Below are 25,171 nucleotides of genomic sequence, written 5' to 3' on the forward strand. Positions count from 1 at the left end.
CAGAAAGCAAGAAAAGGAAACTTCGGCACAAGGTAGGCAACCCATGCAACGCAAATCCTCGGTGGGCGGCTTCCGGCCGTGTAGGACCGAACAGGGGAAGCCGCAAAACATCGTTGCCGCCATCGCGAGGCGCGACCGACGCCCGGGGTCGGTCTCTTCCCACACGCCACGGCTCGTCGCGGGAAGAGAAAAGTGGTTTTCAACTTGCCAAGGAGCAGCAGCAATGGCGAACCCGAACACCCGCAATGCCGCGAGCGGCAGCGATGCCACCACCAACGACGGAAACGACGACGACACCAAACCCTCGGAACACAACAAGGCAGGCCATCAGGACCCCACCTCCCGCAACGAGCCGCGCCGCACGCCCCAGAGCCGCCACGACCGCGAGAGCCATGTCGGCGGCAGCAACCAGACCCAGTCCCGGCGCGGAGGCGGCTCGTGATGAAGCCGCACGATTTCTCGCGCTGCATCGCGCTCTGCAACGCCTGCGCGGTGGCGTGCAATCACTGCGCCGCGGCCTGCGTCGAGGAAGCGTCGAGCACCATGGCGCGGTGCATCGCGCTGGACCTGGACTGCGCGGCGATCTGCACGACTGCCGCGGGCGTCATGGCGCGCAACAGCGAGAACGTGGGCCTCGTGTGCAGCCTCTGCGCCGACATCTGCAAGCTCTGCGGCACCGAATGCGCCACCCACGACATGGACCACTGCCAGCGCTGCGCCGAAGCCTGCAGGCAGTGCGAAGCGGAATGCCGGCGCATGGTGGCGGCCTGAAGCCGGCAGAGATCGCGCTGCGCAAGCTCGGCGACGCGACCGATGCCTGCCGCGAGTGCCCGCTGGGCGAACGTGCGACGCAATCGGTCTTCGGCGAAGGGCCCGTGCATGCGCGGCTGATGGTGGTCGGCGAGCAGCCGGGCGACAAGGAAGACCTGGCGGGTCGGCCTTTCGTGGGCCCGGCCGGGCGACTGTTCGATCGCGCCGTCGCGGAACTCGGCTGGTCGCGCGAGCGGCTCTACGTGACCAACGCGGTGAAGCATTTCAAGTACGAGCTGCGCGGCAAGCGCCGCATCCACAAGACACCCGCGCAGCGCGAAGCCGATGCCTGCCACCACTGGCTCGAAAGCGAAATCGCACTGGTGGAGCCCGTCGCGCTGCTCGCGCTGGGCGCGGTCGCGGCGCGCTCGCTGCTGGGACGCCACGTGGCCGTGATGAGCGAGCGCGGCCGCTGGCATGAAGACGCGGCGGGCCGGCGGGTGTTGATAACGCTGCATCCATCGGCGCTGCTGCGCGGCGATCCCGAGCAGCGGGCCGAGGCTTGGAAGGCGTGGCTCGACGACCTGTCGCAGGCATCGGCGATCTTCGAGAAGGCGCCGCCGAGAGCGCGCAAGAGGGCTGCGCCGGCGCGCGCAAGGAAAGCCGTTGCCCAGACGGCTTGATCGCACGCATGGCCTGCGTGCAGGCGCGCGCGAGATCAGGCGCTTGTCCAGAAGGCCTTGGCCGAACCGATGCCGGTCGTGTCGATTTCCGGAGCGAACCGGTCGTCGGTGCCCAGGCCGGTCGCCAGGCCGAGGCGCATCGCCAGGTGGGCGGCGTCGTAGGGCGCGTGCACCTTGACGTCGTTGTCGAAGTAGCAGAACACGTCGCGCTTGCCGCGCCGTGCGGCGGTGGTCGACGCCAGCTTCGCATCGGGCACCTGGCGGCCGCGCCGCCATGCGTCGATGCGTGCGGCCCAGCGATCGAGTGCGGCGTCTCCATAACCGCTGGCATAGAGCTCCTCGTCGCCATGCAATCGCAGGTAAACGAAGTCCGCGGTCAGGTCTTCCAGGAGGGGCCAGCGTCCCGCCGTGTCGGCGACCACCAGTGCCACCCCGTGCCGGCGCAGCGTGGCAATGAATGCGGGATCGATGAAGCTGCGGTTTCGCACCTCGACGGCGTGGCGGATTCGAAGGCCGCGCGGCGCCTTCAGCAGCGACCGGCCCGTCATCCGATCGTCGTGTTCGCGTGCCAGCGCCACCGCGGATTTGGCGTCATGTGGCAGCAGCGAGAGAAAGCGCTCCAGGCGTTCGGCGTCATAGCGCATGCGCGGCGGAAGCTGCCAGAGCACGGGGCCCAGTTTCTTTCCGAGCGCCAGCACGCCCGATGCGAAGAAGTTCGCGAGCGGCGTGCGCACGTCGTTCAACTGCAGCATGTGCGTGATGTAGCGCGGGCCCTTGACCGCGAAAACGAAGTCATCCGGCGTCTCGTCGTGCCAGGTCCGGTACGACTCGGGCCGTTGAAGCGAATAGAACGAGCCGTTGATCTCGATGGTGGAGAGCATCCGCGAGGCGAACGCGAGCTCGTTGCGCTGCACGAGGCCGGGCGGGTAGAACCGTTTTCGCCAGGGCGCATACCGCCATCCCGAGATGCCAATCCGTATGTCCGCGTGCGGTGCGCGTGAGGCCATGGTGTCCGGTCTTGTCGCCAGGTGTCCGGCTACTTGGCCGGCGTGGTGGCCGGCGCTTCGGCGGGTGCGCTTTCGCTCTGCGCGGGCGCGATCTGCACGGGTGCATCGAACCGCTTCTGCACGGCATGGAAGTACGCCAGCGTGCCCAGCATGATGACGATGGCCGCCAGAATGCCCCATGCGAAAACGCGGCGGTTGTCCCGCTCGTCGCGCGTTGCCTGTCGATCGTCCATGTCGAAGTCTCCTTTCGTCGAAGAGGAGAGAAGAGAAGAAAAAGAGCAAAAGGGGAGCAAACGCTGCGCTCGCAGCGGCCGCAGCAATGTCAGACAAAGGCGAAGGCGCTTGTCCCACATGAACACGCCAGCGGGGCTGTGAAAACTTGCCGTGAAAGACGTCGAAAGATGCGATGCATTCGATGTCGTCGTACCAGGAGATTCACATGCAACGTTTCACCGACAAGGTCGTCATCGTCACGGGCGCCGGCTCCGGCATCGGCGAGGCCACGGCCCGCCGCTTCTCGCAGGAAGGCGCGAACGTGGTGCTCGCCGGCAACACCAAGGCCAAGCTCGACAGGGTGGCGCGCGACCTGCCGCCCGAGCGCACGCTAGTGAAGGTGACCGATGTGTCGAACTACAAGCAGGTGCAGGCGCTGGTGGCGGCGACCCTCAAGCGCTTCGGCGCCTTGCATGTGCTGTTCAACAACGCGGGCATCGCGGTGGAGGGCACCGTCACCGAGGCGCCTTTCGACGGCTGGGACAAGATCATGGCCACCAACGTCGGCGGCGTGTTCCACGGCTGCCGCGCCGCCATGCCGCACCTCATCGAGAGCAAGGGCTGCATCGTCAACACGGGATCGGTGTCGGGCCTCGGGGGCGACTGGGGCATGGGTTTCTACAACGCCTCGAAAGGCGCCATCGTGAATTTCACCAAGGCGCTGGCGCTCGACCACGGCCGCGACGGCGTGCGGGTGAACGCGGTGTGCCCGAGCCTCACCTTCACGCCGATGACCGAGGACATGAAGGGCGACCGCAAGCTGATGGCCAAGTTCAACGAGCGCATTCCGCTGGGCCGCGGCGCACAGCCCGAAGAGATCGCGGCGGTGGTGGCGTTTCTTGCGAGCGACGATGCGAGCTTCGTCAACGGTGTTGCGCTGCCGGTCGATGGCGGGCTCATGGCATCGAACGGGCAGCCCGACATGGCTTAGCTCCCGGCTGCAACTGCAGCGACGGCCGCGATCCCGGTGCGGCGAAATCCTACCGAGGCTTCCGAAGCGCACCCACGGGCGCGGGACGACGGCTCCGTAGCCTTTGCGCTTTGCAGCAAAGGAAGCACCCATGGCCCACCGCAAAGTCGCCGACCTCGTCATCGAAACCCTGCAGCAGGCCGGCGTCAAACGCTGCTACGGCATCGTCGGGGACACGCTGAACCATGTCACCGATGCGATCCGCCGCAGCGAGATCGAGTGGGTGCATGTGCGCCACGAAGAGGCGGCCGCTTTCGCCGCCGGCGCGGAGTCGTACCTGTCGGGCGAGCTGTCGGCCTGCGCCGGCTCGTGCGGGCCGGGCGGGCTGCATTTCATCAACGGCATCTACGAAGCCAACCGCAACCGCGCGCCGATGGTGCTGATCGCGAGCCAGGTCGTGACGAGCGAACTCGGCATGGACTTTCCGCAGGAGGTGGACTTCAAGTCGATCTACGCAGGCTGCAGCGTCTTCTGCGCGCAGGTGTATTCGGCCGACCAGGCGCAACGCGTCACGGCGCTCGCGGCACAGGCGGCGCTGTCGCGCGGCGGCGTGGCGGTCGTCATTCTGCCGAGCGACATCGCGCAGGCGGAGGTCAAGGAAGAAGGGGCGCCCTTCGCCGTGCACCGTGCCGCGCCGGTGGTGCGACCGAACGATGCCGAACTGGCCCAACTGGCCGCCTTGCTCGGCAAGGGCCGCAGGATCGCGATCTATGCCGGCCACGGCTGCGAAGGCGCGCACGAGATGCTGCTGGCGCTCGGCCAGTGCCTGAAGGCGCCGATCGCCCACACCTCGCGCGCCAAGGATTTCGTCGAATACGACAACCCGCTCAACATGGGCATGACCGGCATCTTCGGCGTGGAGTCGGGCTATCACGCGCTGCAGGCCTGCGACACGCTGCTGCTGCTCGGCGCGGATTTCGCATGGAGCCAGTTCTATCCGTCCAAGGCCACCATCCTGCAGATCGACACCGACGGCAGCCACCTGGGGCGGCGGCATCCGATTGCGCTCGGTCTCGTCGGCGACGTCGCGCACACCATCGAGGCGCTGATTCCGTTGCTCGAAGAGCGCAGCGACCGCGCCTTTCTCGACGAGTGCCTGCAGCACCGCAAGGAGGCCGTCGAGACGCTGCGGCGCGACGAGCGGCCCGGCAAGGAAGGCCTGATCCATCCGCAGCACCTGACGCAGGTCATCGACGAGCTGGCCGCCGACGATGCCATCTTCACCGCCGACGGCGGCAGCCCGATGGTGTGGTCGCTGCGCCACCTGAACATGAACGGCCGGCGCCGCACGGTGGTGAGCCTGCTGCACGGCACCATGGCCAATGCGATGCCGCAGGCGCTGGGCGCGCAGAAGGCTTACCCGGGGCGGCAGGTGATTTCGCTGTCGGGCGACGGCGGTCTTGCGATGCTGCTCGGCGACCTGATGACGGCGGTGCAGGAGAAGCTGCCGATCAAGGTCGTGGTCTACAACAACGCGAGCCTCAATTTCGTGGAGCTCGAGCAGAAGGTCGAAGGCCTGCTCGACAACTACACCGATCTTTTGAACCCCGACTTTGCGCGGCTCGCCGAGGTGATCGGCTTCTACGGCCAGAAGGTCGAGCGTGCGGAGCAGTTGCCCGATGCGGTGCGCGCTTTTCTCGCGCACCCGGGACCGGCGCTGCTGGATGTGAAGGTCAACCGCACCGAGCTCGTGATGCCACCGAAAGTGGAGTTCAGCCAGGTCGCGGGAACCATGCTGTATTCGGCCAAGGCGGTGCTCAGCGGCCGGTCGTCGGATGTGGTGGATCTGCTGAAGGACAACTTCACGCAGTGAGGGCGGCGCGCCAGCATCCTGGGCAACGACAACGGCTGGCCCGCCTGCCGTGGCCCTGAATGAGTCGGCGCGAACCGGTTAGTTGTCGAACCCGCCGTCCGGCATCTGCCGCGCGTACACCGCGAGCACGATGCGTTCGGAGTGGATGAGGTACTCGTTCAGCGCCGCCGAGCCCTCGGCGAACTTGCCGGCCTCGATGAGTTCGAGCAGCTTGGTGTTCATGTCCACGTAGGGCGCGTGCAGGAACTCGGGGTCTTTCAGCAGGCCGAATGCCAGCCGCAGTTCGACCAGGACGTGGGCGAACAGCACGTTGAGCCGTTCGCTGTCGGCCAGCTCGACGATGCCCTTGTGGAACTCCATGTTGGCCGTGCCCACGCCGAGCCAGTCGCCGGCGTCGCGGCACTTGAGCGCCGTCTCGACCGCCTCGCGCATGTGCTTCTTGGCGGGGTGGCGCGGATAGGCCTGCGCCAGCGCCTGGCATTCGATGAGCCGGCGCACCCGGTAGATGTCGATGATCGACGCGATGCTGGGCACCGCCACGAACACGCCGCGGTTGGGGGCGTGCTTGAGCAGACCCTCCTTGGTCAGCGTGCGGAACACCTCGCGCAGGGTATTGCGCGAGATCTCCAGGCTTTCGGCCAGCGCGGCTTCCGACAGCCGCTGCCCCGGCGAGAACTCGCCCTTCACGATCTTCTGGCGGATCAGCTCGGCCACGCGGTCGTTCAGCGTGAGCAGGCCGGCGGCCGGCGAGGCGGAGGAGGTGGAGGAATCCAGTGGGGTCATGCCGGTCGGTCGAGGGAAAGAGAGGGCGGGCGCAGCGAGCCTGCGTTGTAACAGACGCCCAATGCGCCGCCCCGCGCCGACGCACCGAAAAGCATCCATTTCAGGGTTTTCATGGGTGCATGCTGGCACTGTTGTTGGGCACACTTCGATAAATTGTTCAACAACTTGTTCTGAATAAGTGACTCATGAGGAATGAATTGCTCATTCATTGGCATGGAGGTTGCATCAATCGACCGCGCCGGCGCATGCAGCCGGTGTTTTTGCATTGCAACGAAAGACCAACCATGACACCTGAAGTCCCCCTGTGGCCGCTGATCGGCGTGGCCGTGATCATTGCGGGGTTCATCCTGCGCTTCAACCCGATGCTGGTCGTGATCGTCACGGCCATCGTGACGGCGTTTGCCGCGGGCTTCAGCCCGATGGCGATCCTGGCGGCCATCGGCACCGGCTTCATCAAGACGCGCAACCTGCCGCTGATCATTCTTCTGCCGCTGGCGGTGATCGGACTCCTGGAGCGCCACGGCCTGCGCCAGCACGCGCAGAACTGGATCAGCCGCATCAAGTCGGCCACCGCCGGCCGCCTGCTGATCGTCTACCTCGCCGCGCGCGAACTCACCGCGGCCATGGGCCTCACCAGCCTGGGCGGCCATCCGCAGATGGTGCGTCCGCTGCTCGCCCCGATGGCCGAAGGCGCCACCGAGACCCGCTACGGCAAGCTGCCCGACCGCATCCGCCACAAGCTGCGCGCCTATGCCGCGGCCACCGACAACGTGGGCCTGTTCTTCGGCGAAGACATCTTCGTGGCCTTCGGCGCCATCGTGCTCATGACCACTTTCCTGCACGAAGCCGGCATCGACGTGGAGCCGCTGCACGTCGCGATGTGGGGCATTCCCACGGCGATTGCCGCCTTCGTCATCCACGCCTGGCGCCTGCGCCGGCTCGACCAGGCATTGGCCCGTGAGCTGGGCGGCGCCGCGGAGGCCGATGCGCCCCTTGCCACCGCCGTGCCCGCCAAGGAAGGACGCTGATCATCATGATTCTCTCGATCCAGCACCTGTATCTCCTGGTCGGTTTCATCCTCGCCGTCACGGCAGTGATGACGCTGGCCGACCGCCAGCACCCCAAGCGCTACACCAGCGCGCTCTTCTGGGGGATCTACGCGCTGGTCTTCCTGGTCGGCGACAAGCTGCCGCCCGAAGTGGTCGGCGTCGGCGCGATCGGCATGGCCGTCATTGCCGGCCTGCGCGGCGTCGGCGCGGGCAAGCACCGCGAACCCACGCCCGCGCAGTACCAGGCCAGCGCCACGCGACTGGGCAACAGGCTGTTCATCCCGGCGCTCGCGATCCCGCTGGTCACCGTGATCGGCACCGTGGGCATGAGCCACATCAAGCTGGGCGGCATGCTGCTGCTCGACCCCAAGAACACCACGCTGGTGAGCCTGGGCGTGGGCTGCGTGGTGGCGCTGGCGCTGGCCTGCTGGCTGACGCGCGAGACGCCGGTGCAGGGCATGCGCGAATCGCGCCGCCTGACCGACGCGCTCGGCTGGGCCGTGGTGCTGCCGCAGATGCTCGGCATGCTGGGCCTGGTGTTCTCCGATGCCGGCGTCGGCAAGGCGGTGGCGCACATCACCACCAGCTACATCAACATGGACATCCGCTTCGTGGCCGTCGCGGTGTACGTGCTGGGCATGGCGCTGTTCACCATCATCATGGGCAACGGCTTCGCGGCCTTCCCGGTGATGACGGGCGGCGTCGGCGTGCCGGTGCTGGTGGGCGTGTACCACGGCGACCCGGCCGTGATGGCGGCCATCGGCATGTTCTCGGGCTACTGCGGCACGCTCATGACGCCGATGGCGGCCAACTTCAACATCGTGCCGGCGGCCCTCTTGGAGCTGCCCGACAAGAACGCGGTGATCAAGGTGCAGATTCCGACCGCGGCCGCGCTGCTGGTGGTCAACATCTTCCTGCTGTACTTCCTGATGTTCCGTTGAGGCACCGCGCATGACCATCGATGCAGAGGCACCCCGGGTGCTGGTCGCGGGCTTCGAGCCCTTCGAGAACGACGCGGTCAACCCTGCGTGGGAAATCGCCCGCGCGCTGGACGGCTGGGCCTGCGAAGGCGCCGTGGTGCAGGCGGTGCAACTGCCCTGCGTGTTCGGCCGCGCGATCGACGCGCTCGACGCCGCATTGATCGGCCCACCGCTGCAACTGGTGCTGTGCGTCGGCGCGGCGGGCGGGCGCACCGAAATCTCGATGGAGCGCGCCGCGCTGAACATCGACGACGCGCGCATTCCCGACAACGCGGGGCAGCAGCCCATCGACCTCCCCGTGGTCAAGCACGGCCCGGCGGCCTACTTCTCGACGCTGCCGATCAAGGCCATGGTGCGCGACGTGCGCGCGGCGGGCCTGCCCGCGGCCGTGTCGAACACCGCCGGCACCTTCGTGTGCAACCACATCTTCTACGCGCTGATGCACCGCCTCGCGACGCGTCCGGCACTGGCGCACACGCGCGGCGGCTTCGTCCATGTGCCCTACCTGCCCGAGCAGGCCGCCTCGAAACCCGGAGCGGCGAGCATGGCGCTGGCCGCGCAGGTGGAGGCCTTCCGAGTGGCGATCCGCACCGCGCTCACCGTGCGCGACGACGTGCGCGAGACCGCCGGCCGGCTGCATTGACCCCCAAGGCGTGCGCGCGCGCACGCCGGAGACGAACATGAACATCGACTTGAACAGTGACCTCGGCGAGAGCCTGGGCGTCTGGCGCATGGGCGACGACGCCGCCATGCTGGACATCGTCAGCAGCGCCAACGTGGCCTGCGGTTTCCACGCGGGCGACCCTGCCGGCATCCTGCGCACGCTGCGCCAGGCGAAGGAGCGCGGCGTCGCGGTCGGCGCCCATGTCGCCTACCGCGACCTGGTCGGCTTCGGGCGCCGCAACATGGACGTGGACAGCGCCGACCTGCGCGCCGACGTGATCTACCAGATCGGCGCCCTGAAGGGCCTGGCCGCAGCGGCCGGCACCGAGGTGCGCTACGTGAAGCCGCACGGTGCGCTCTACAACACCATCGCGCACGACGAGCGCCAGGCGCGCGACGTCATCGCCGCCATCCGCGAGATCGACCCGGGCCTGGTGCTCGTCGCGCTCGCGGGCTCGCCGCTCATCGGCTGGGCCGAGGCCGAGGGCCTTCGCGTGGTGGCCGAGGCCTTTGCCGATCGCGCCTACACGCCGCAAGGCACGCTGGTGTCGCGCCGCGAACCCGGCGCCGTGCTGCACGACGCGAACGACGTGGCCGAGCGCATGCTGCGGCTCGCGAACGAAGGCACGGTCACTGCCATCGACGGCAGCGTGGTGCGCATCCGCGCCGATTCGGTCTGCGTGCACGGCGACAGCCCCGGCGCGGTCGAGATGGCGCGGCGCGTGCGCGAGCGGCTGGTGCAGGCGGGCGTCACGGTCCGCTCCTTCGCGTCGGCGACGACTGCGTGACGACGCCGATGCGCTTTCTTTCCGTCAACCTGAACGCGGTGCTGGTCGAGCTCGACGATCTCGCCCAGACCCTCGCGCTGCTGGCCTCGCTGCGGGCCGAACCCATCGCCGGCATCGAAGAACTGGTACCGGCCGCGCGCACGATCCTCATCACCTTCCGGCCTGCCGTGCTGTCGGCCGCCGCGCTGGCGCACCTCGTGCGGCAGCGCCGGCTCGATGCCCGCGAGACGCGCGTCGACAAGCGCATCGAGATTCCCGTGCGCTACGACGGCGAAGACATCGCCGAGGTGGCCGGCCTGCTGGGCATCGCGCCCGAGGAACTGGTGCGCCGCCACACCGGCAGCGACTACACCGTCGCCTTCACCGGCTTTGCGCCTGGCTTCGCTTACCTGAGCGGTGGCCACCCGAGTCTGAACGTGCCGCGCCGCGCGGTGCCGCGCACTCGCATCCCGGCCGGCGCGGTCGGGCTCGCGGGCAGCTTCAGCGGCGTGTACCCGCAGGCCAGCCCCGGCGGCTGGCAGATCATCGGCGTGACCGACACCCCGATGTGGGACCTGTCACGCGAGACACCGGCGCTGCTGCAACCCGGCGACACGGTGCGCTTCGTCGATGCCACGTCAGTGAAGGTGGCGCTGCCAGTGGCCGAGAAAGTGGTCGCTGCGCCCGCGTCTGCAAATGTCGAAGGCGGCAGCGCCTTCGAAGTCCGCGCCGCCGGGCTGCAGGCCCTGTGGCAGGACGGCGGTCGCCATGGCCAGGCGCGGCAGGGCGTGTCGGCTTCGGGCGCGATGGACCAGCGCTCGCTGCAGGCGGCGAACCGACTGGCCGGCAATGCGTCGGATGCGGCCTGCCTCGAAATGGCGTATGGCGGCTTCCAGTTCGTCTGTCGCGGCGAGGCGGTGATCGCCGTCACCGGCGCCGACGGTCCGCTCACGCTGACCCGTGCCGATGGCGCGCAATGGCCGTTGCCGCGCTACCAGCCCATTGCGCTGGCCGACGGCGACACCGTGACCTTCGGCGAACCCGTCGCCGGCATCCGCAGCTACCTGGCCGTGCGCGGCGGCTTTGCCGTGGCGCCGGTGCTGGGCAGTTGCGCGACCGACACGCTGGCCCGCATCGGTCCGCCCGCCGCGGCCGCGGGCGATGTGTTGGCGGTGCGCGCGGTGGCCACCGGCGCCGTCGTCGGCGCCGCCGAAGCGCCGCCGGCCGACCTGCCCACCGTGCAGGAGGACGTCGTGCTCGACATCGTGCCCGGCCCGCGCACCGACTGGTTCACCGCCGATGCGCTCGAGCGCCTGTGCGGCCAGGCGTGGTTGGTGACGCCGCAGTCCAACCGCGTCGGCATCCGCCTGAACGGCGAGGCGCCGCTGGTGCGCGCGAACACCGCCGAGCTGCCCAGCGAGGGCACGGCGAGGGGCTCGATCCAGGTGCCGCCCAGCGGCCAGCCCGTGTTGTTCCTGGCCGATCACCCGCTCACAGGCGGCTACCCGGTGATCGCATCCGTTGCCACCCATCACCTGGACCGCGCGGGGCAGATTCCCGTGAACGCCCGCGTCCGCTTCCAGCTTCTGGCGGGCCTGGGTCCCATCGATATTTTTTGATTCAGATCGAGAGCGTCTTCCGATGAAAAAAGTCCTGATCGCCAACCGCGGCGAAATCGCCGTGCGCATCGCGCGTGCCTGTGCCGACCACGGCGTGCAGTCGGTCGCCGTCTACGCCGATCCCGACCTGAATGCGCTGCATGTGCGCAGGGCTGACGAGGCCTACGGCCTCGACGGCCATCGCCCCGCCGACACCTACCTGAACATTCCCAAGCTGCTCGCAGTCGCCAAGCGCAGCGGCGCCGATGCCGTGCATCCCGGCTACGGCTTTCTCTCCGAAAGCGCGGCCTTCGCGCAGGCGGTGATCGACGCCGGCCTCACATGGATCGGCCCCTCGCCCGCGGCCATCGCCACGCTCGGCGACAAGGTGCAGGCGCGCAAGCTCGCCTTGAAAGTCGGCGCGCCGCTCGTCGCGGGCACCGCCGATCCGGTGAAGGATGCGAGTGAAGTGCTCGCCTTCGCCGAACAGCATGGCCTGCCGATCGCGATCAAGGCCGCCTTCGGCGGCGGCGGACGCGGCATCAAGGTGGCATGGCGGCTCGACGAAGTCGAAGGCCTTTTCGAGTCGGCCGTGCGCGAGGCCATCACCGCCTTCGGCCGCGGCGAGTGCTACGTCGAACAGTTCCTGGACCGCCCGCGCCATGTCGAGGCGCAGGTGATCGCCGACACGCACGGCAACGTCGTCGTGCTCGGCACGCGCGACTGCTCGCTGCAACGGCGCAACCAGAAGCTTGTGGAGGAGGCGCCCGCGCCGTTCCTGAGCGACGCGCAGCGCGAGCGCATCCACCAGTCGGCGCGCGACATCTGCGCGGCCGCCGGCTACACCGGCGCCGGCACCGTCGAGTTCATGCTGAGTGCGAGTGGCGCGATCTCTTTCCTCGAGGTCAACACGCGCCTGCAGGTCGAGCACCCCGTGACCGAGGAAACCGCCGGCATCGACCTCGTGATCGAGCAACTGCGCATCGCCGAAGGCCTGCCGCTGTCGGTCACAGAGACGCCGGTGCCGCGCGGCCATTCCTTCGAGTTCCGCATCAACGCCGAAGACGTGGGACGCGGCTTCCTGCCGTCGCCCGGCCCGGTGCACGTGTTCGATGCACCGTCGGGTCCGGGCGTGCGCGTGGACACCGGCGTCGACGCCGGCTCGCAAGTTCCCGGAAGCTTCGACTCGCTGATGGCCAAGCTCATCGTCACCGGCGCCACGCGTGCGCAGGCCATTGCACGCGCACGCCGCGCGCTCGATGAGTTCCACATCGAAGGCCTGGCGACGGTGCTGCCGTTTCATCGCGCGGTGATGCGGCATGCGGACTTCGTTTCGGACGATGCCTTCAAAATCCACACGCGCTGGATCGAGACGGATTTCGCGAACGACGAAGCGGCCGGCGTGCGGCCCGATCCGCTGCCGGACGCATCGCTGCATCGCACGGCCATCGAGATCGACGGGCGTCGCATGTCGCTCGGGCTGCCGGCGGAGTTGCTGCGTGGCTTGTCGTCAGCCTCCGCCCTGGGCGGTGTCGTGCCCGGGGTCGCCAACGCGCCGGCGGCTGTCGCGGCCGATGCCGCCGCCGTGGCCGCGCCGGTCTCGGGCACGCTGCAGGGATGGAAGGTGGCGGATGGCGATGAGGTCGCAGAGGGCGCCGTCGTCGCGGTGATGGAAGCGATGAAGATGGAGATGCAGGTCGTTGCCCATCGCGCGGGCCGCATCGCGTTATCAGTCGCGGCGGGAGGCTACGTGGCGGTGGGAGCGGCGATCGCGACCATCGCGTGAGATGGGCGGTGGGCGACGCGGCTCACTCGATGTTCATGCGCATTGGAAAAGCTCACAACACATTCCCCCGAAGACCGCATGAGCAGTCAGCGCAGGGCGGCATCACGCGGGCGACCCATGCACCCGCTCCAGAAAATCTCGCATCAACGCCACCACTTCATCCAGGTGCGTCTCCAGCAGCCAGTGCCCGCCGTCCAGCAGATGGAACTCCGCATCCGGCAGATCTCGGAGATAGGCGCGTCCCGACTTCTCGGGCATGTAGTGGTCCTGCGGTCCCCAAAGAATCAACGTCGGCGGCCGATGCTCGGCAAGGTACTGGCGGTGCTGCGGAAACCAGGCGCGGTTTTCCTTCAGCCCGGCGATCAGGTCGATCGCGATCTCCTTGCGCCGTGGCGTGACCAGCGACCCGTGCAGCTTCCACAGGTCCGGTGGAATGCGCCCGGCGAGCTCGGGCCTCACTGCGTTGAGGAATTCTTCCTTGAACACTTCTTCGGTGATCGCCTCGGCGAGCTTCGCGCGCATCTGCGCCCGCGGCAGCGTCCAGGTGCTCTCGATCTCGGCGTACTTCGGCCCGAGCGCATCCTCGTAAGGGATATCGCCGTTCTGGATGATGAGCGCCGCCACGCGCGCAGGCGCCTTGATGGCCAGGCGCGCGCCGATCGGTGAACCGAAGTCGTGCAGGTACAGGGCGAAGCGTTCGATGCCGAGCGTCTTCACGAAGCCGTCGAGGAATTCCGCATAGCCATCGAAGCTGTAGTCGAAGCCCTCCGGTGTCGCGCTGTAGCCCGCGCCAGGATAGTCGGGCGCGACCAGCCGCCAGCGGTCGGCCAGGCGCGGCATGAGGTTACGGAACTCGTACGACGAGCACGGGTAGCCGTGCGGCAGCAGGACGACCGGCGCGTCCTGCGGACCGGCCTCGCGGTAGAAGGTTTCAACACCGCCAACCTGGATGCGGCGGTGCTGCACTTGATTGCTCATGAGCATCTCCTGTTCGCTTGCCGGGCGGACCCAGAATCGTGCCCGCCCGGCAATCGACGGAGGTTAAAAATCCTCCCGTCGTTCCTACGGTCAGTGAGGTCCGACGCACGCCGTAAGCCAAGGCTGAAAACGTGCTCGCGCGATCCTCGGTTTCTCGGCTCGCGGGCTCGCTGCCGGCCTTCAATCCGTACGGACGCCGGTACTGAAAAACCGGCGCCGCGGCCGGCCTTCAGGCCACCGGTGAAATGAACGAGATCAGCCGCCCCATGCGGGCGATGAAATTCGCCGTCGTGATGAACTGCGGCTTGTCGCGCTTCACATACGGCTCGATCTCCGGCGGCGCATCGGCCGGGTAGGGCGAGGTGTCGTAGATGTCGCCGACGTGGCGGCTGCGATAGGCCGTGCCGGTATACGGCGCCGCGGGGCCGTCGCCGCGGTACGGGTTCACGATCTCGGGCACGGGCGCGGTCCAGTAATTGCCGTTCACCAGCGCGGCCACGATCGTCTGCGCTTCGGATTCGGGCACCGTGGGCGTCTTCAGCACCGCACCTTCGAACAGGTCGGGAAAGTCCACTTCACGCACCGCGGCGAAGTACTTCGGCAGCGCACGGGGCGCAGTGGCCTTCAGCGGCGACTTCGCGACCATCGCATCGATCTGCGGCTGCGTCATCGCATTCAATTCGTCCAGGCGTTTTTGCAGCGCGGCGGGGTCCACCGAGCGGCCGGACGAATAGTGGCTGATGGTGTTGGTGATGTCCTTGTCGAAGAAGTAGGCGCCGTTGTGGATGTTGGAGCCGTAGCGGTGCACGAAGAGCGGCTCGTTCGTGTCGAGTTCGATGAAGGTGGCCACGTTGCGTCCGGCGAGCAGCGGATTGAGCGTTGCGACGTTGGCGGGCAACTGGATCGAGGGCGACTTCAGCCAGTCGATCGCCTTCTGCAACTGCGACAGGTACTTCTTGTCGCCGGTCAGCGTGAAGTAGCCCAGGAGCTGCTGGATGTTGGTCTGCGTGGTGTGCGTGGCCAGGGAGCGGGGCTCGTACGAGCGCGCGCCGCCGGGTTCGCCGGCGGCACGGCCGCCCGTCGTGCGGGACAGGTGCTGCAGGCTCCAGCCCGACTGCTGCGAAAGCGCCGGCGAGGTCCACTGCATCCGCTGCATGCAGTCCATGGCCCGCGTGATGTTGGCCACGAGGTCGGTGCGGCCCAGCGTCATCACGCACATCGTGAGGAACTTGATGTTCTCGCCCATCACGTCGTCGTTGAAGGTCACGTGCAGCGTGTAGTCGCCGTCTTCCATGCCTGCGCGTGCGCCCGCCGGGAGCTGCGCCGGGTTGGGCAGCGGCATGGACGCGACTGCGTTGGGGTTGTGCGGAAAGCGCTGCGGCCATCCCCCGTCGGCCACGCCGAACTGGGGGCCGAATTGCGCGTCGGTGATGAATCGGATGGCGTTGTCAGTCGCGGCCCGGTAGATGGGATCGTTCTTCTCCAGGTACATGCGCAGCATCAGCTGCGAGGCCACGGCGGTGGTGGCGTCATCGAAGGTCGCATTGCCGTAGTAGTGCTGGAACTCCTCGAGGCGCCAGCCGTTCTTGCCCACCGTCTCGTACCAGTCCTGCAGCGACGCCTCGCCGTTGAAGTCATGGATGTAGTTCCAGCCGCCCGAGCTGTGCTGGGCAGCGGCGACGGCCTTGGCCGTGCGATCGGCTGCTTGATAGAAGCGCTCGTCGCCGGTCGCGTGGTAGGCGTCCAGGTAGATGTGGCCGATGGAGGAGGTTCCCGGCGGCTGCAGCCAGAGCATGGAGCGCTTGGCCTCCATTTCCCCGAAGGTCTGCGTGAGGTCGGGCGAATACGACCACACGTAGCCGCCACGGTAGGAGACGACTTCGTCCATGTAGCTCGCTGCACGCTTGAGCGCCGCCGCGGCCGTGGCCTGCGGTGTGGGCGCCGGAGCGGGCGCGGGTGGCGGCGGCGGAACGGGGAATGGAAAGACGGGGCCGTTGCCGCCTCCGCCTCCGCCACATGCCGCCAATGCGACGGGAGTCAGGACCGAAATTGCGAATTGCCTGCGTTTCATGGATTGACCTCTTTGGGTTGAATGTCCCGTGCTACCGGGGTCACAGTCATCAGTTGTCATACAACACTGTTGTCTTTGCTGCGGCGGGCGGATTATTGAGTCAGCTCTCGGTCAGGGTCAACAGTGGGAATGCGGACGATGTCGTTGGAATCAGCAAGAGTAGTCACATAGTTGTAGGACAACGTATGAGATTGGCTGTGCGGCGCAGGCGCAGGCGTGTATCGAAAACGCCGCGCATGGCTGATGTCTCAGCCGCGGCCACTGGACCGCTCCGGGATCCGGTTGACTTGGCGGGCGGACGCGTTGCGCGTCAGGCCCGCTTCTTGAAGTGCATCGAGGCGCCGCTTGCGCGGGCCAGTTCTTCCGCGGACTCGAGGAGCAGCGGCCCCAGCGCCAGCATGCGCGCCTCGGTGAGGCGCACCATCGGCCCTGCGATCGTGATCACGCCGATCACCGCGCCGTTGCCGCTGCGCACCGGCGCGGCCATGGCGGTCATCGCGGGGGCGAACACCTCGCTGATCATCGAGAAGCCGCGCTTGCGCGCCGCGCGCAGAAAGGCCAGCAACGCCTTGACCGTGGTCGGCGCTTTCGGGCCGAAGTCCTCGGGTTGTCCGAAGCCTTGCCTGGCGACCAGCTGGAGCGCCTGCTCGTCCGTCATCGTCGAGAGCCACGCATGGCCGGCCGAGCTGGACGAGAGGTTGACCGACAGGCCCATGTCCGGGTCGTAGCGCAGGCCGCGCGTGGCGCCCTGCGCCTTGGCCACGAAGGTCAGTTCGTCGCCGTCGACCACCGCGAGCCGCACCAGCTCGCCCGAACTGGCCGCGAGCCGGTCGAGCAGCGGCTGGGCGATGTCCACGATGCCACTGTTGCTCAGGAAGCTCAGGCCGAGCGACACGAGCTTGATCGTGAGCATGTAGTCGCCATGGCTCTGGTCCTGCCGCACATAGCCGCAACGCACCAGTTCGCTCAGCAGGCGATGGGTGGCGCTCAAGGGCATCTGCAGCTCGGCGGAGAGCGCCGACAGCGCGCGGCCTTCGGGGTGGCCGGCCAGGTGTTCAAGCACCTTGAAGCTGCGTTCGAGTATGGCGGTCATGCGGGCAACTTTAGCATTTTGCCAAGTGTTTTCACTAGTAGAAAGATTTTCCACTAGCCGATTAAGATCGCGCCGCCAGAGGTCGGGGCGCCAGTGGATCGCCCCGACACGCATCCCTTACATCGAAGCTGGAGATCCAATCTTGAGAACGCTTTACCGCTCGCTGGCCACCGCAGGCCTCGCCCTCGCACTGGCCGTTCCCGCTCTCGCGCAGGCGCAGCAGGATCGCGTGATCCGCTTCGGCCACCTGAACAACGCCGACCACCCCGTGAGCTTCGGCGTCAAGCGATTCGCCGAGCTGCTCTCGGCCAAGAGCGGCGGCAAGATGAAGGTCCAGGAATTCCCCGCCTCCCAACTGGGCAACGAGATGCAGCAGCAATCTGCCCTGCAGGGCGGCGTGCAGCAGATGTCGGCACCGGCCACCACTTCGCTCGCTGGCATCGTCAAGGAGTTCGGCCTTGTCGACTTCCCCTTCTCGGTGAACTCCTTCGCGCAAGCCGATGCGCTGCTCGATGGGCCGCTCGGCCAAGCCCTCATCGCCAAGCTGCCCGAGAAGGGCCTCGTCGCCCTGGGCTACTGGGACCTGGGCTTTCGCAACGTGACGAACAGCAAGCGTCCGATCACCAAGCCCGAAGACCTCGAAGGTCTGAAGATCCGCGTGATTCCGAACCCGGTGTTCCTGGAGACCTTCAAGGCCTTCAAGGCCAACCCGGTGCCGATGCCCTTTGCGGAGCTGTATGGCGCACTCGAAGCGAAGGCGGTCGATGGCCAAGAGAACCCGTATGCCGTGATCCTCTCGAACAAGTTCTACGAAGTGCAGAAGTTCGTGAGCGCCACGAACCATGTCTACGCGGCCAACATCGTGCTGGTGAGCAAGAAGTTCTGGGACTCGCTCACGCCCGCCGAGCAGAAGATGATGAACGACGCGGCCAACGAGGCACGCGGTTATCAAAGGCAGGTGAGCCGCGCCGCAGCGCAGAAGGCCGTGGGCGACCTGCAGGCCAAGGGCGCCCAGTTCAACGAACTCACGCCCGCCGAGCAAGCGCGCATGCGCAGCGTCGCCAAGCCGGTCATCGACAAGTTCGCCACACAGTACGACCCCGCCATCCTCAAGCTCTACAACGACGAGCTCGCACGCATCCGCAAGGAATGACCGCCCGGCACTTCGCGCTCGCCGCGAACGACGCCCCGGGCTGAACGCCGCTCCGGTCCGCCGGCAACCCTCATCACCTGCTGCTCCTGCCGGCCGCCGCCGAGCAGCAAATCCGTCTCGGGAAAAACACCCCCGTGCGGCCCGCTTTCGACCAAAAAAGGAGACTCCCTTGAAATATTCCAGATCATTTCTCTTCGGACTTGCATCGACCGCGGCGCTCGCGCTGGCGGTGACCGCCTGCGGTGGCGGCAGCGACGGCGGTCCGTCGTTCGCGGGCTTTCCGATCCAGCCGGTGGCGCCGGCCGCGCCCAACCAGCCGACGACGCCGACCGACGAAGTGCCAGTGCCGCCGACCGACCCCGTGGCCGAGGCGGACGACAGCTTCGACCCCTACTACAACGTGTGCCGCGGCACCAATCCCAAGTGCTACAACGACTGGGGCGCATTCGCCACCACGCCCGATCGCGTGCTGGTCTATTCGCGCACAGCCGGCCCGCGCCATGCCGTGCTCGGCACGCCGATGGGCGCGGGCCTGAACCCGACGATGAACCCCGACAACATCATGCAAGCCGGCCTGGTCCGCATGCTGTCGGCCGAAGGCATCACGGTCGACTGGACCGAAGACGTCGCGGTGCTCGGCAGCCGCATCAACAACTACAAGGCGATCATCTTCGCGAGCTCGAACCGCGACACCTTGTGGAACGGCGCGGTCACGACGAGCCAGGATGCGGCGCGCACCGCGCTGCGCAACTACATGCGCCGCGGCGGCGGCTTCGTCGGCCTGCACAACGCGTTCGGCGCCGAATACAACTGGCCGTACTACGAAGGCCTGCTGGGCAACGCGAACTTCTACAACCACGGACCGAACCGCGCGGGCGACGTCGAAATCGTCTCGGACGACCCGTCGACCAAGGACGTGCCCAAGCGCTTCTCCTTCCAGGACGAGTGGTACAACCTCGCGCCTTTCCCGACGAAGGTGAAGTTCCTCGCCAAGGTCGACACCTCCACGCTGAAGCCGCTCACCTCCGCGCCGCACCCCGGCCACGCGGACTTCCATCCGGTCGCCTGGTGCCAGTACTACGACGCGCGGCCGCGCATGGCTCACCACCCTCGGCCACAACGCGCACTCGTTCACCGCCGACCTCTCGGGCGTCGGCGCCATCGAGTTCCAGAAGCTGGTCGTGCAGGGCGTCAAGTCGGCGATGGGCCTCACGCCTTTCTGCACCGAATAACGGCATTCCAACCTTCACCGCGTAGAGGCATCCATGAAACCAAAGTCATTGGTCACGCTGCTCATTTCCTGCGGCGTGCTCGCATCGCCGCTGCTGATCACCGCGTGCGGCGGTTCATCGGGCGGGGGCACGCCTTCGTTCCCGGTGGTGCCCGCACCGCCCGCGCCGCCGCCCCCCGGCCCCGGCGCGCCACCGCCGCCACCGCCCGCACCCGCAACGCCCTCGGCGAACCTGTCGGACTGCTGCACCGCGGGGGACAAGGACTTCCCCAAAGTCGGCGGCAACCTGGGCAACCAGAACTACTCCAGCCTCGCGAAGATCGACAAGGCCCAGGTCGCCAAGCTCGGCGGCGCGTGGGTCAACCAGATCGAAGGCGGCATGGCCACCGGCAACAACCAGAGCACGACGGTGGTGGTCGACGGCGTCATCTACATCGAGTCGGCGGTCGGCAACGTGATCGCGGTCGATGGCAAGACCGGCCTCACGAAATGGAAGTGGACGACGCCCTACGGCTCGATCACGCGCCGCGGCGTGGCGGTCGCGAAGGACCTGGGCCTGGTCTTCACCGTGGCCACCGGCAATCGCCTCGTGGCACTGCGCACCGACACCGGCGCCATTGCCTGGATCAAGCAGTACCCGAGCAGCGCCACCGACCCCGACTACCAGGGCGCGCTGCAGAAGGTGGCGCTGGTCTATCACGACAAGCGCCTCTTCCTCGGCACCAACGACGGCAACCGCGGTGCCGCGTTCTCGGCCGATGCGCTCACCGGCAAGGTGCTGACCTCGTTCTGGGGCGTGCCGCGCGCCGGCGAGATTGGCTACGACACCTGGGGCGGCGCGGCCGAGTCCGACCGCGCGGGCGCCACGCCGTGGATCCATCCCGCGGTGGACCCGGAGCTCGGCCTCATCTACTGGACCTTCGGCAACGTGCGCGGCGGCTCGTCGCAGAACGGTTCCGCGCGTCCGGGCCTGAACCTGTTCGCCAATTCCATCGTCGCGCTCGACATCAAGACCGGCGAATACAAGTGGCACTTCCAGTCGGTGCACCACGACATCTGGGACATGGACAACGTGATGTCGCCCGTGCTCGCCGATGTGAAGATCGACGGCAAGGACCGCAAGGTCGTCATCTACGGCAGCAAGACCGGCATGTACTACATCCTCGATCGCAAGGACGGCAGCGCGCCGCTGGGCATCGACGAAGTGCCGGTGAAGCAGGACGCCCGCCAGGCGAGCTGGCCCACGCAGCCGCTGCCGCGCCAGGGCGCATGGACCGAGACCTGCATCGTCGACCAGCCGCTGGGCACCGCCATCCCCGGCGACCCGAACCGCGCCGTGCCCAACTACGTGAAGGGCTGCTTGTACGACGCGCACTGGGACGTGCCGATCCTCTCGATTCCCGGACACGGCGGCGGCGCGAACTGGAACCACCAGGCCTTCAGCCAGCGCACCGGCCTCGTCTATACGGGCATGGGCTACGTGTCGGCCGCGCACTCGCTCACCGAGTCGAGCAACGGCCTGCGCCCGCCGGGCACCTACATGACGGGCGCGGTGGTGGCGGTCGATCCGAGCACCAACCTCGTGAAGTGGAAGAAGCAGATGCCGTACTCGCTCGCGCACGGCAACGGCATCCTGGCCACCGCATCGAACCTGCTCTTCATCGGCCAGCCCGACGGCAACCTGCTTGCGATGGATGCCAACGACGGCAGCGAGCTGTGGCGCTTCCAGACCGGCGCTGCCATCAGCGCGAGCCCGATCGCCTACGAGATCGATGGCGAGCAGTACGTCGCGGTGTACTCGGGCGGCACGGGCATTCCGTACGGCGACTCGGCACCGCGCGGCGACCGCTTGTGGGCCTTCAAGGTCGGCGGCACGGTGATGCCTCCCGCAACACCTACGCCGCCCGTCGTGCGCCGTCCGGTGTCCGGATCGGCGGTCGAGGGTGCCGCGCTGCCGACGCCCAACACCGTGTTCCTCGCGCGTGTGCAAACGCCGGCGAACGAGCCCGGTGCCACGGAGTCGACGGCGGTGAATGCGATGACGCCGACCTTCATGCGCGTGCCGGCCAACACCACGGTGACCTTCACCAATCCGGCCGCCAACGCCAACACGCATTGCGCGACACAGTTCTTCGAAGGACGGTTCAACTTCCGCCTGGCCCCCGGCCAATCGGCGACCCACACCTTCGATGCGCCCGGCGAGTACTTCTACAACGACTGTCATAGCCCGCGTCCTACGGGCAAGATCGTCGTATATTGATACGGTCCCTCAATCCCCCAACCCTGAAGGAGCAATGCGATGAAATGGTGCAAACCTGAGTTCGAAGAAATGCGTTTCGGCTTCGAGATCACGATGTACATCTCCGCTCGCTGAGAGCGGACCACAACGGCACCGGCTTCCACCGGTGCCGTTTTTTTTGGCGCGTATGAAGATATTGGTTCTAGGTTCGGGGGCGGGCGGTGGCTTCCCGCAATGGAATTGCAACTGCCGCCTGTGCGCGGGCCAGCGAACCGGCGAGGTGCGGGCAAACCCTCGCACCCAAAGCTCCATCGCGGTGTCCGCCAACGGCGACGACTGGGTGCTGCTCAATGCATCGCCCGACATCGGCGCTCAGCTGCGCGCGTCGAAGGCGCTACATCCGCGGCCACGCCACGGCGTGCGCCACTCGCCGATCCAGGCGGTGGTGCTGATGGACTCGCAGATCGATCACGTCGCGGGCCTTCTGAGCCTGCGCGAAGGACAGCGGCTGCAGCTCTACTGCACGCCCGAGTCTTACGAGGACCTCACCGGCAGCTTGCCGCTCCTGAAGGCGCTCGACAAATACTGCGGTGTCACCTGGCACCCGATGCCGCTCGAACCCGGCGGCGGCGCGTGGCACGACATCGCCGGCCTGCGCCTGCAAGCGGTGCCCGTGCCCGGCAAGGCGCCGCCGTATTCGCCGCGCCGCCAGACCGAGGCGCGCAGCGACAACGCCGCCGTGCTCATCGAAGACCCGGCCACCGGCAAGCGCGTGCTCTACGCGCCGGGCCTCGCACAGGTCGGCGATGCCGAACGCAAGAGCCTCGATGCCTGCGACTGCGTCCTCGTCGATGGCACCTTCTGGACCGAAGACGAAATGCTCACCGCGGGCTTGGGCACCAAGCGCGCGGCCGACATGGGCCACCTGCCGCAGTGCGATGGGCCGCACGGCCCCGGCATGCTGAAAGCACTCGACGCCTGTGCGGCAAAACGCAAGGTGCTCATCCACATCAACAACAGCAATCCCATCCTCGACGAAGACGGCGCGGAGCGCGCGGAACTCACGCGCCGCGGCATCGAGGTCGCCTTCGACGGCATGGAACTGGAGATCTGAACAAGTGACGCAGCAACAGCACCAGGATGCGTGGTCCCCGCAGGATTTCGAAGCGAACCTGCGCGCCATGGAGTCGCGCTACCACAGCCATCACCCGTTCAACCGCCGGCTCAACGCGGGCGAGTTGCAGCCGTTCCAGGTGCGCGGCTGGGTGGCGAACCGCTTCTATTACCAATGCCGCATTCCGGTGAAGGACGCGGCGATCCTCTCCAACTGCGACGACCGCGCGACGCGCCGGCGCTGGGTGGTGCGCATGCTCGACCACGACGGGCATGACGGCCACGAAGGCGCCAACGCGGGCGGCATCGAGATCTGGACGCGCCTGGGCATCGCCACCGGCCTCCAGCGCGAGACGCTCGAATCGCATGCGCTGGTGCTGCCCGGCGTGCGCTTCGCGGTCGATGCGTACGTCAACTTCGCGCGCACCGCACCGTGGCAGGAGGCGGTGATTTCCTCGCTCACCGAGATGTTCGCGCCGCGCATCCACAAGGACCGGCTCGCGGGCTGGCCCACGCACTATCCGTGGATCGACACCTCGGGCCTCGACTACTTCCGCAGCCGCATCCCGCTGGCCGACCGCGACGTCGAGCACGGCCTCGAAGTCGCGATGCAGTGGTGCACCACGCGCGAGCGGCAGGAGCGCGCATTGCAGATCCTGGGCTTCAAGCTCGACATCCTCTGGGCCATGCTCGATGCCATCGAGCGGGCCTACCCCGACGATCTTGCGAAAGAGCAGCAGCCATGACCACGCAATGGACCGACAGCGCACAGCCGTCGATCGGCACGATGTATCGGCTGCAATGGGAAGACGCGCAGCAATGTCATGTGCTGCTGTTCCCCGAAGGCATGATCAAGCTGAACGGGCCGGCCGCCGAAATCCTCAAGCGTTGCGACGGAAAAACTTCCGTGGCCGCGCTCGTCGCCGATCTGGAGACCACCTTCGGCGAAGCCGACCTGCGGGCCGACGTGATCGAGTTCCTGGAGCAGGCCCATGGACGCCACTGGATCCGCTGACATCCAGCGCGGCAGCGTCGCCGCGAAGCCCCCGCTGTGGCTGCTCGCGGAGTTGACGTACCGCTGTCCGCTGCATTGCGCCTTCTGCTCGAACCCGGTGGACTACACCCGCTACGACAGCGAGCTCACGACAGACGAATGGATCCGCGTGTTCCACGAAGCGCGCGCGATGGGTGCGGTGCAGCTGGGCTTTTCCGGCGGAGAGCCGCTGGTGCGGGACGACCTCACGGAACTCGTCGCGGCGGCGCACGACCTGGGCTTCTATACCAACCTCATCACTTCGGGCGTGGGCCTCACGCCGCAGCGCGCCGAGGCATTGAAGAAGGCGGGGCTCGACCACATCCAGCTCTCGTTCCAGGACTCGAGCCGCGAGCTCAACGACTTTCTCAGTTCGACCAGGACCTTCGACCTCAAGCAGCGCGTGGCCCGCACGATCAAGGACCTCGGCTATCCGATGGTGCTGAACTGCGTGATGCACCGCTACAACCTGCCGCACGTCGGCCGCATCATCGAGATGGCCGAGTCGATGGAGGCCGACTTCCTGGAGCTCGCCAACGTGCAGTACTACGGCTGGGCATGGCGCAACCGCGAGATGCTGATGCCCACGCGCGCGGCGCTGTCCGCCGCCGAGGCGGTGGTCGACGAGCACCGGCCGCGCCTGGATGGCCGCATGAAGATTCTCTGGGTCGTGCCCGATTACGCCGAGGGCAAGCCCAAGCCCTGCATGGCCGGCTGGGCCAGCGTGTTCCTCGTGGTCGCGCCCGATGGCGTGGCCTTGCCGTGCCACAGCGCGCGCATGCTGCCGGGGCTCGACTTCCCGAGCGTGCGCGAGCACTCCATCCGCGAGATCTGGCAGGAGAGCCCGGCGTTCGGCGCCTACCGAGGTACCGCCTGGATGAGCGGCACCTGCCAGAGCTGCGAAGAGAAGGAGACGGACCACGGCGGCTGCCGCTGCCAGGCGTTTTTGCTCACCGGCGATGCGGCTGCGACGGACCCGGTGTGCCCGAAGAGTCCGCAGCATGCGGAGGTCGAGGCGATGGTCGCTGCGGCCTCGGACCCACGCGACGCCGGCACGCCGATCCGTTTCGTGCCGGGCGCGCGGCGTGCGGGTGAACTCGTCTTCCGCACCGACGCCAATGCGCGCGGCTGAGCCGGC

At 67.5% G+C, this 25,171-nt stretch carries 24 protein-coding genes and 1 pseudogene; 19 read left to right on the forward strand and 6 right to left on the reverse strand.

Annotation, left to right across the window (positions count from 1 at the left end; all coding sequences use genetic code 11):
* The first annotated feature begins 223 nt into the window (after nt 1-223).
* The 3 genes from QF040_RS28595 to QF040_RS28605 are packed head-to-tail and all read left to right on the forward strand — an operon-like array spanning nt 224 to nt 1,433.
* Nucleotides 224-442 (forward strand): hypothetical protein, encoded by a 219-nt coding sequence (locus QF040_RS28595; RefSeq protein ID WP_429613767.1) that lies wholly within the window; start codon nt 224-226, stop codon nt 440-442.
* Complete coding sequence (locus QF040_RS28600; RefSeq protein ID WP_429613768.1) at nt 442-771, forward strand: four-helix bundle copper-binding protein; 330 nt, start codon at nt 442-444, stop codon at nt 769-771. Before QF040_RS28595 ends, QF040_RS28600 begins: the two co-directional genes overlap by 1 nt.
* Nucleotides 747-1,433 (forward strand): UdgX family uracil-DNA binding protein, encoded by a 687-nt coding sequence (locus QF040_RS28605; RefSeq protein ID WP_429613769.1) that lies wholly within the window; start codon nt 747-749, stop codon nt 1,431-1,433. Before QF040_RS28600 ends, QF040_RS28605 begins: the two co-directional genes overlap by 25 nt.
* A gap of 35 nt (nt 1,434-1,468) precedes the next feature.
* Here QF040_RS28605 and QF040_RS28610 read toward each other — a convergent pair whose 3' ends face one another.
* Nucleotides 1,469-2,440, reverse strand: coding sequence for a DUF72 domain-containing protein (locus tag QF040_RS28610; protein WP_429613770.1), 972 nt, complete (start codon nt 2,438-2,440; stop codon nt 1,469-1,471).
* 29 nt (nt 2,441-2,469) lie between these two features.
* Nucleotides 2,470-2,673 (reverse strand): hypothetical protein, encoded by a 204-nt coding sequence (locus tag QF040_RS28615; protein WP_306883147.1) that lies wholly within the window; start codon nt 2,671-2,673, stop codon nt 2,470-2,472.
* Between the two features lie 206 nt (nt 2,674-2,879).
* On the opposite strand from QF040_RS28615, the gene QF040_RS28620 reads away from it, so the two are divergent.
* Nucleotides 2,880-3,644 (forward strand): SDR family NAD(P)-dependent oxidoreductase, encoded by a 765-nt coding sequence (locus tag QF040_RS28620; protein ID WP_013539157.1) that lies wholly within the window; start codon nt 2,880-2,882, stop codon nt 3,642-3,644.
* 130 nt (nt 3,645-3,774) lie between these two features.
* Entirely contained in the window at nt 3,775-5,496 is a 1,722-nt protein-coding gene (locus tag QF040_RS28625) for a thiamine pyrophosphate-dependent enzyme (protein WP_429613771.1), read from the forward strand.
* A 78-nt stretch (nt 5,497-5,574) separates the two neighbouring features.
* Here the strand turns inward: QF040_RS28625 and QF040_RS28630 are convergent, their stop codons facing one another.
* A complete protein-coding gene (locus QF040_RS28630; RefSeq protein WP_307602059.1) occupies nt 5,575-6,279 on the reverse strand; it encodes a GntR family transcriptional regulator in 705 nt (234 codons plus the stop codon).
* Nucleotides 6,280-6,563: 284 nt separating this feature from the next.
* On the opposite strand from QF040_RS28630, the gene QF040_RS28635 reads away from it, so the two are divergent.
* Genes QF040_RS28635 through QF040_RS28660 form a run of 6 tightly spaced genes read left to right on the forward strand, consistent with a single transcriptional unit; the run spans nt 6,564 to nt 13,122 of the window.
* The gene (locus QF040_RS28635) at nt 6,564-7,307 is read left to right on the forward strand and encodes a DUF969 domain-containing protein (RefSeq protein WP_429613772.1); all 744 of its coding nucleotides are present in this window, start codon (nt 6,564-6,566) and stop codon (nt 7,305-7,307) included.
* A gap of 5 nt (nt 7,308-7,312) precedes the next feature.
* Nucleotides 7,313-8,269 (forward strand): DUF979 domain-containing protein, encoded by a 957-nt coding sequence (locus QF040_RS28640; protein WP_429613773.1) that lies wholly within the window; start codon nt 7,313-7,315, stop codon nt 8,267-8,269.
* Between the two features lie 10 nt (nt 8,270-8,279).
* Complete coding sequence (gene pcp, locus QF040_RS28645; protein ID WP_429613774.1) at nt 8,280-8,951, forward strand: pyroglutamyl-peptidase I; 672 nt, start codon at nt 8,280-8,282, stop codon at nt 8,949-8,951.
* A 37-nt stretch (nt 8,952-8,988) separates the two neighbouring features.
* Nucleotides 8,989-9,759 (forward strand): LamB/YcsF family protein, encoded by a 771-nt coding sequence (locus tag QF040_RS28650; RefSeq protein ID WP_429613775.1) that lies wholly within the window; start codon nt 8,989-8,991, stop codon nt 9,757-9,759.
* Nucleotides 9,760-9,767: 8 nt separating this feature from the next.
* Nucleotides 9,768-11,357 (forward strand): 5-oxoprolinase/urea amidolyase family protein, encoded by a 1,590-nt coding sequence (locus tag QF040_RS28655; protein WP_429614705.1) that lies wholly within the window; start codon nt 9,768-9,770, stop codon nt 11,355-11,357.
* A 22-nt stretch (nt 11,358-11,379) separates the two neighbouring features.
* Nucleotides 11,380-13,122 carry an acetyl/propionyl/methylcrotonyl-CoA carboxylase subunit alpha gene (locus QF040_RS28660; protein WP_429613776.1) on the forward strand — a complete coding sequence of 581 codons (1,743 nt, stop codon included), beginning with the start codon at nt 11,380-11,382 and terminating at the stop codon, nt 13,120-13,122.
* 102 nt (nt 13,123-13,224) lie between these two features.
* On the opposite strand, the gene QF040_RS28665 is transcribed toward QF040_RS28660, so the two are convergent.
* The 3 genes from QF040_RS28665 to QF040_RS28675 form a co-directional block, all read right to left on the reverse strand.
* Nucleotides 13,225-14,100, reverse strand: coding sequence for an alpha/beta fold hydrolase (locus QF040_RS28665; protein ID WP_429613777.1), 876 nt, complete (start codon nt 14,098-14,100; stop codon nt 13,225-13,227).
* Nucleotides 14,101-14,329: 229 nt separating this feature from the next.
* Complete coding sequence (locus QF040_RS28670) at nt 14,330-16,171, reverse strand: pectate lyase (RefSeq protein WP_429613778.1); 1,842 nt, start codon at nt 16,169-16,171, stop codon at nt 14,330-14,332.
* 310 nt (nt 16,172-16,481) lie between these two features.
* Nucleotides 16,482-17,264, reverse strand: a complete 783-nt coding sequence (locus QF040_RS28675) for an IclR family transcriptional regulator (protein ID WP_429613779.1) — start codon at nt 17,262-17,264, stop codon at nt 16,482-16,484.
* A gap of 142 nt (nt 17,265-17,406) precedes the next feature.
* On the opposite strand from QF040_RS28675, the gene QF040_RS28680 reads away from it, so the two are divergent.
* The 8 genes and pseudogenes from QF040_RS28680 (at nt 17,407) to pqqE (ending at nt 25,165) form a co-directional block, all read left to right on the forward strand.
* A complete protein-coding gene (locus tag QF040_RS28680) occupies nt 17,407-18,417 on the forward strand; it encodes a TRAP transporter substrate-binding protein (RefSeq protein ID WP_429613780.1) in 1,011 nt (336 codons plus the stop codon).
* A 520-nt stretch (nt 18,418-18,937) separates the two neighbouring features.
* Nucleotides 18,938-19,438 (forward strand): annotated as a pseudogene (locus tag QF040_RS28685) (ThuA domain-containing protein); the annotation flags it as partial.
* A 244-nt stretch (nt 19,439-19,682) separates the two neighbouring features.
* Nucleotides 19,683-21,908, forward strand: a complete 2,226-nt coding sequence (locus QF040_RS28690; protein ID WP_429613781.1) for a PQQ-binding-like beta-propeller repeat protein — start codon at nt 19,683-19,685, stop codon at nt 21,906-21,908.
* A 39-nt stretch (nt 21,909-21,947) separates the two neighbouring features.
* Nucleotides 21,948-22,022 carry a pyrroloquinoline quinone precursor peptide PqqA gene (gene pqqA, locus QF040_RS28695; protein ID WP_013539171.1) on the forward strand — a complete coding sequence of 25 codons (75 nt, stop codon included), beginning with the start codon at nt 21,948-21,950 and terminating at the stop codon, nt 22,020-22,022.
* Between the two features lie 52 nt (nt 22,023-22,074).
* Nucleotides 22,075-23,001 (forward strand): pyrroloquinoline quinone biosynthesis protein PqqB, encoded by a 927-nt coding sequence (gene pqqB, locus QF040_RS28700; protein ID WP_429613782.1) that lies wholly within the window; start codon nt 22,075-22,077, stop codon nt 22,999-23,001.
* Nucleotides 23,002-23,005: 4 nt separating this feature from the next.
* On the forward strand, nt 23,006-23,746 hold the full coding sequence (gene pqqC, locus QF040_RS28705; protein WP_429613783.1) for a pyrroloquinoline-quinone synthase PqqC: 741 nt from the start codon (nt 23,006-23,008) through the stop codon (nt 23,744-23,746).
* Nucleotides 23,743-24,015: a pyrroloquinoline quinone biosynthesis peptide chaperone PqqD gene (gene pqqD, locus QF040_RS28710; protein WP_013539174.1), complete on the forward strand. Its 273-nt coding sequence runs from the start codon at nt 23,743-23,745 to the stop codon at nt 24,013-24,015. The genes pqqC and pqqD overlap by 4 nt, the downstream gene beginning before the upstream one ends.
* Entirely contained in the window at nt 23,993-25,165 is a 1,173-nt protein-coding gene (gene pqqE / locus QF040_RS28715; protein ID WP_429613784.1) for a pyrroloquinoline quinone biosynthesis protein PqqE, read from the forward strand. The genes pqqD and pqqE overlap by 23 nt, the downstream gene beginning before the upstream one ends.
* Nucleotides 25,166-25,171: the final 6 nt, after the last annotated feature.

Origin of the sequence: Variovorax sp. W2I14, from assembly GCF_050435205.1 — a bacterium.
Lineage (GTDB): Bacteria > Pseudomonadota > Gammaproteobacteria > Burkholderiales > Burkholderiaceae_C > Variovorax > Variovorax paradoxus_C.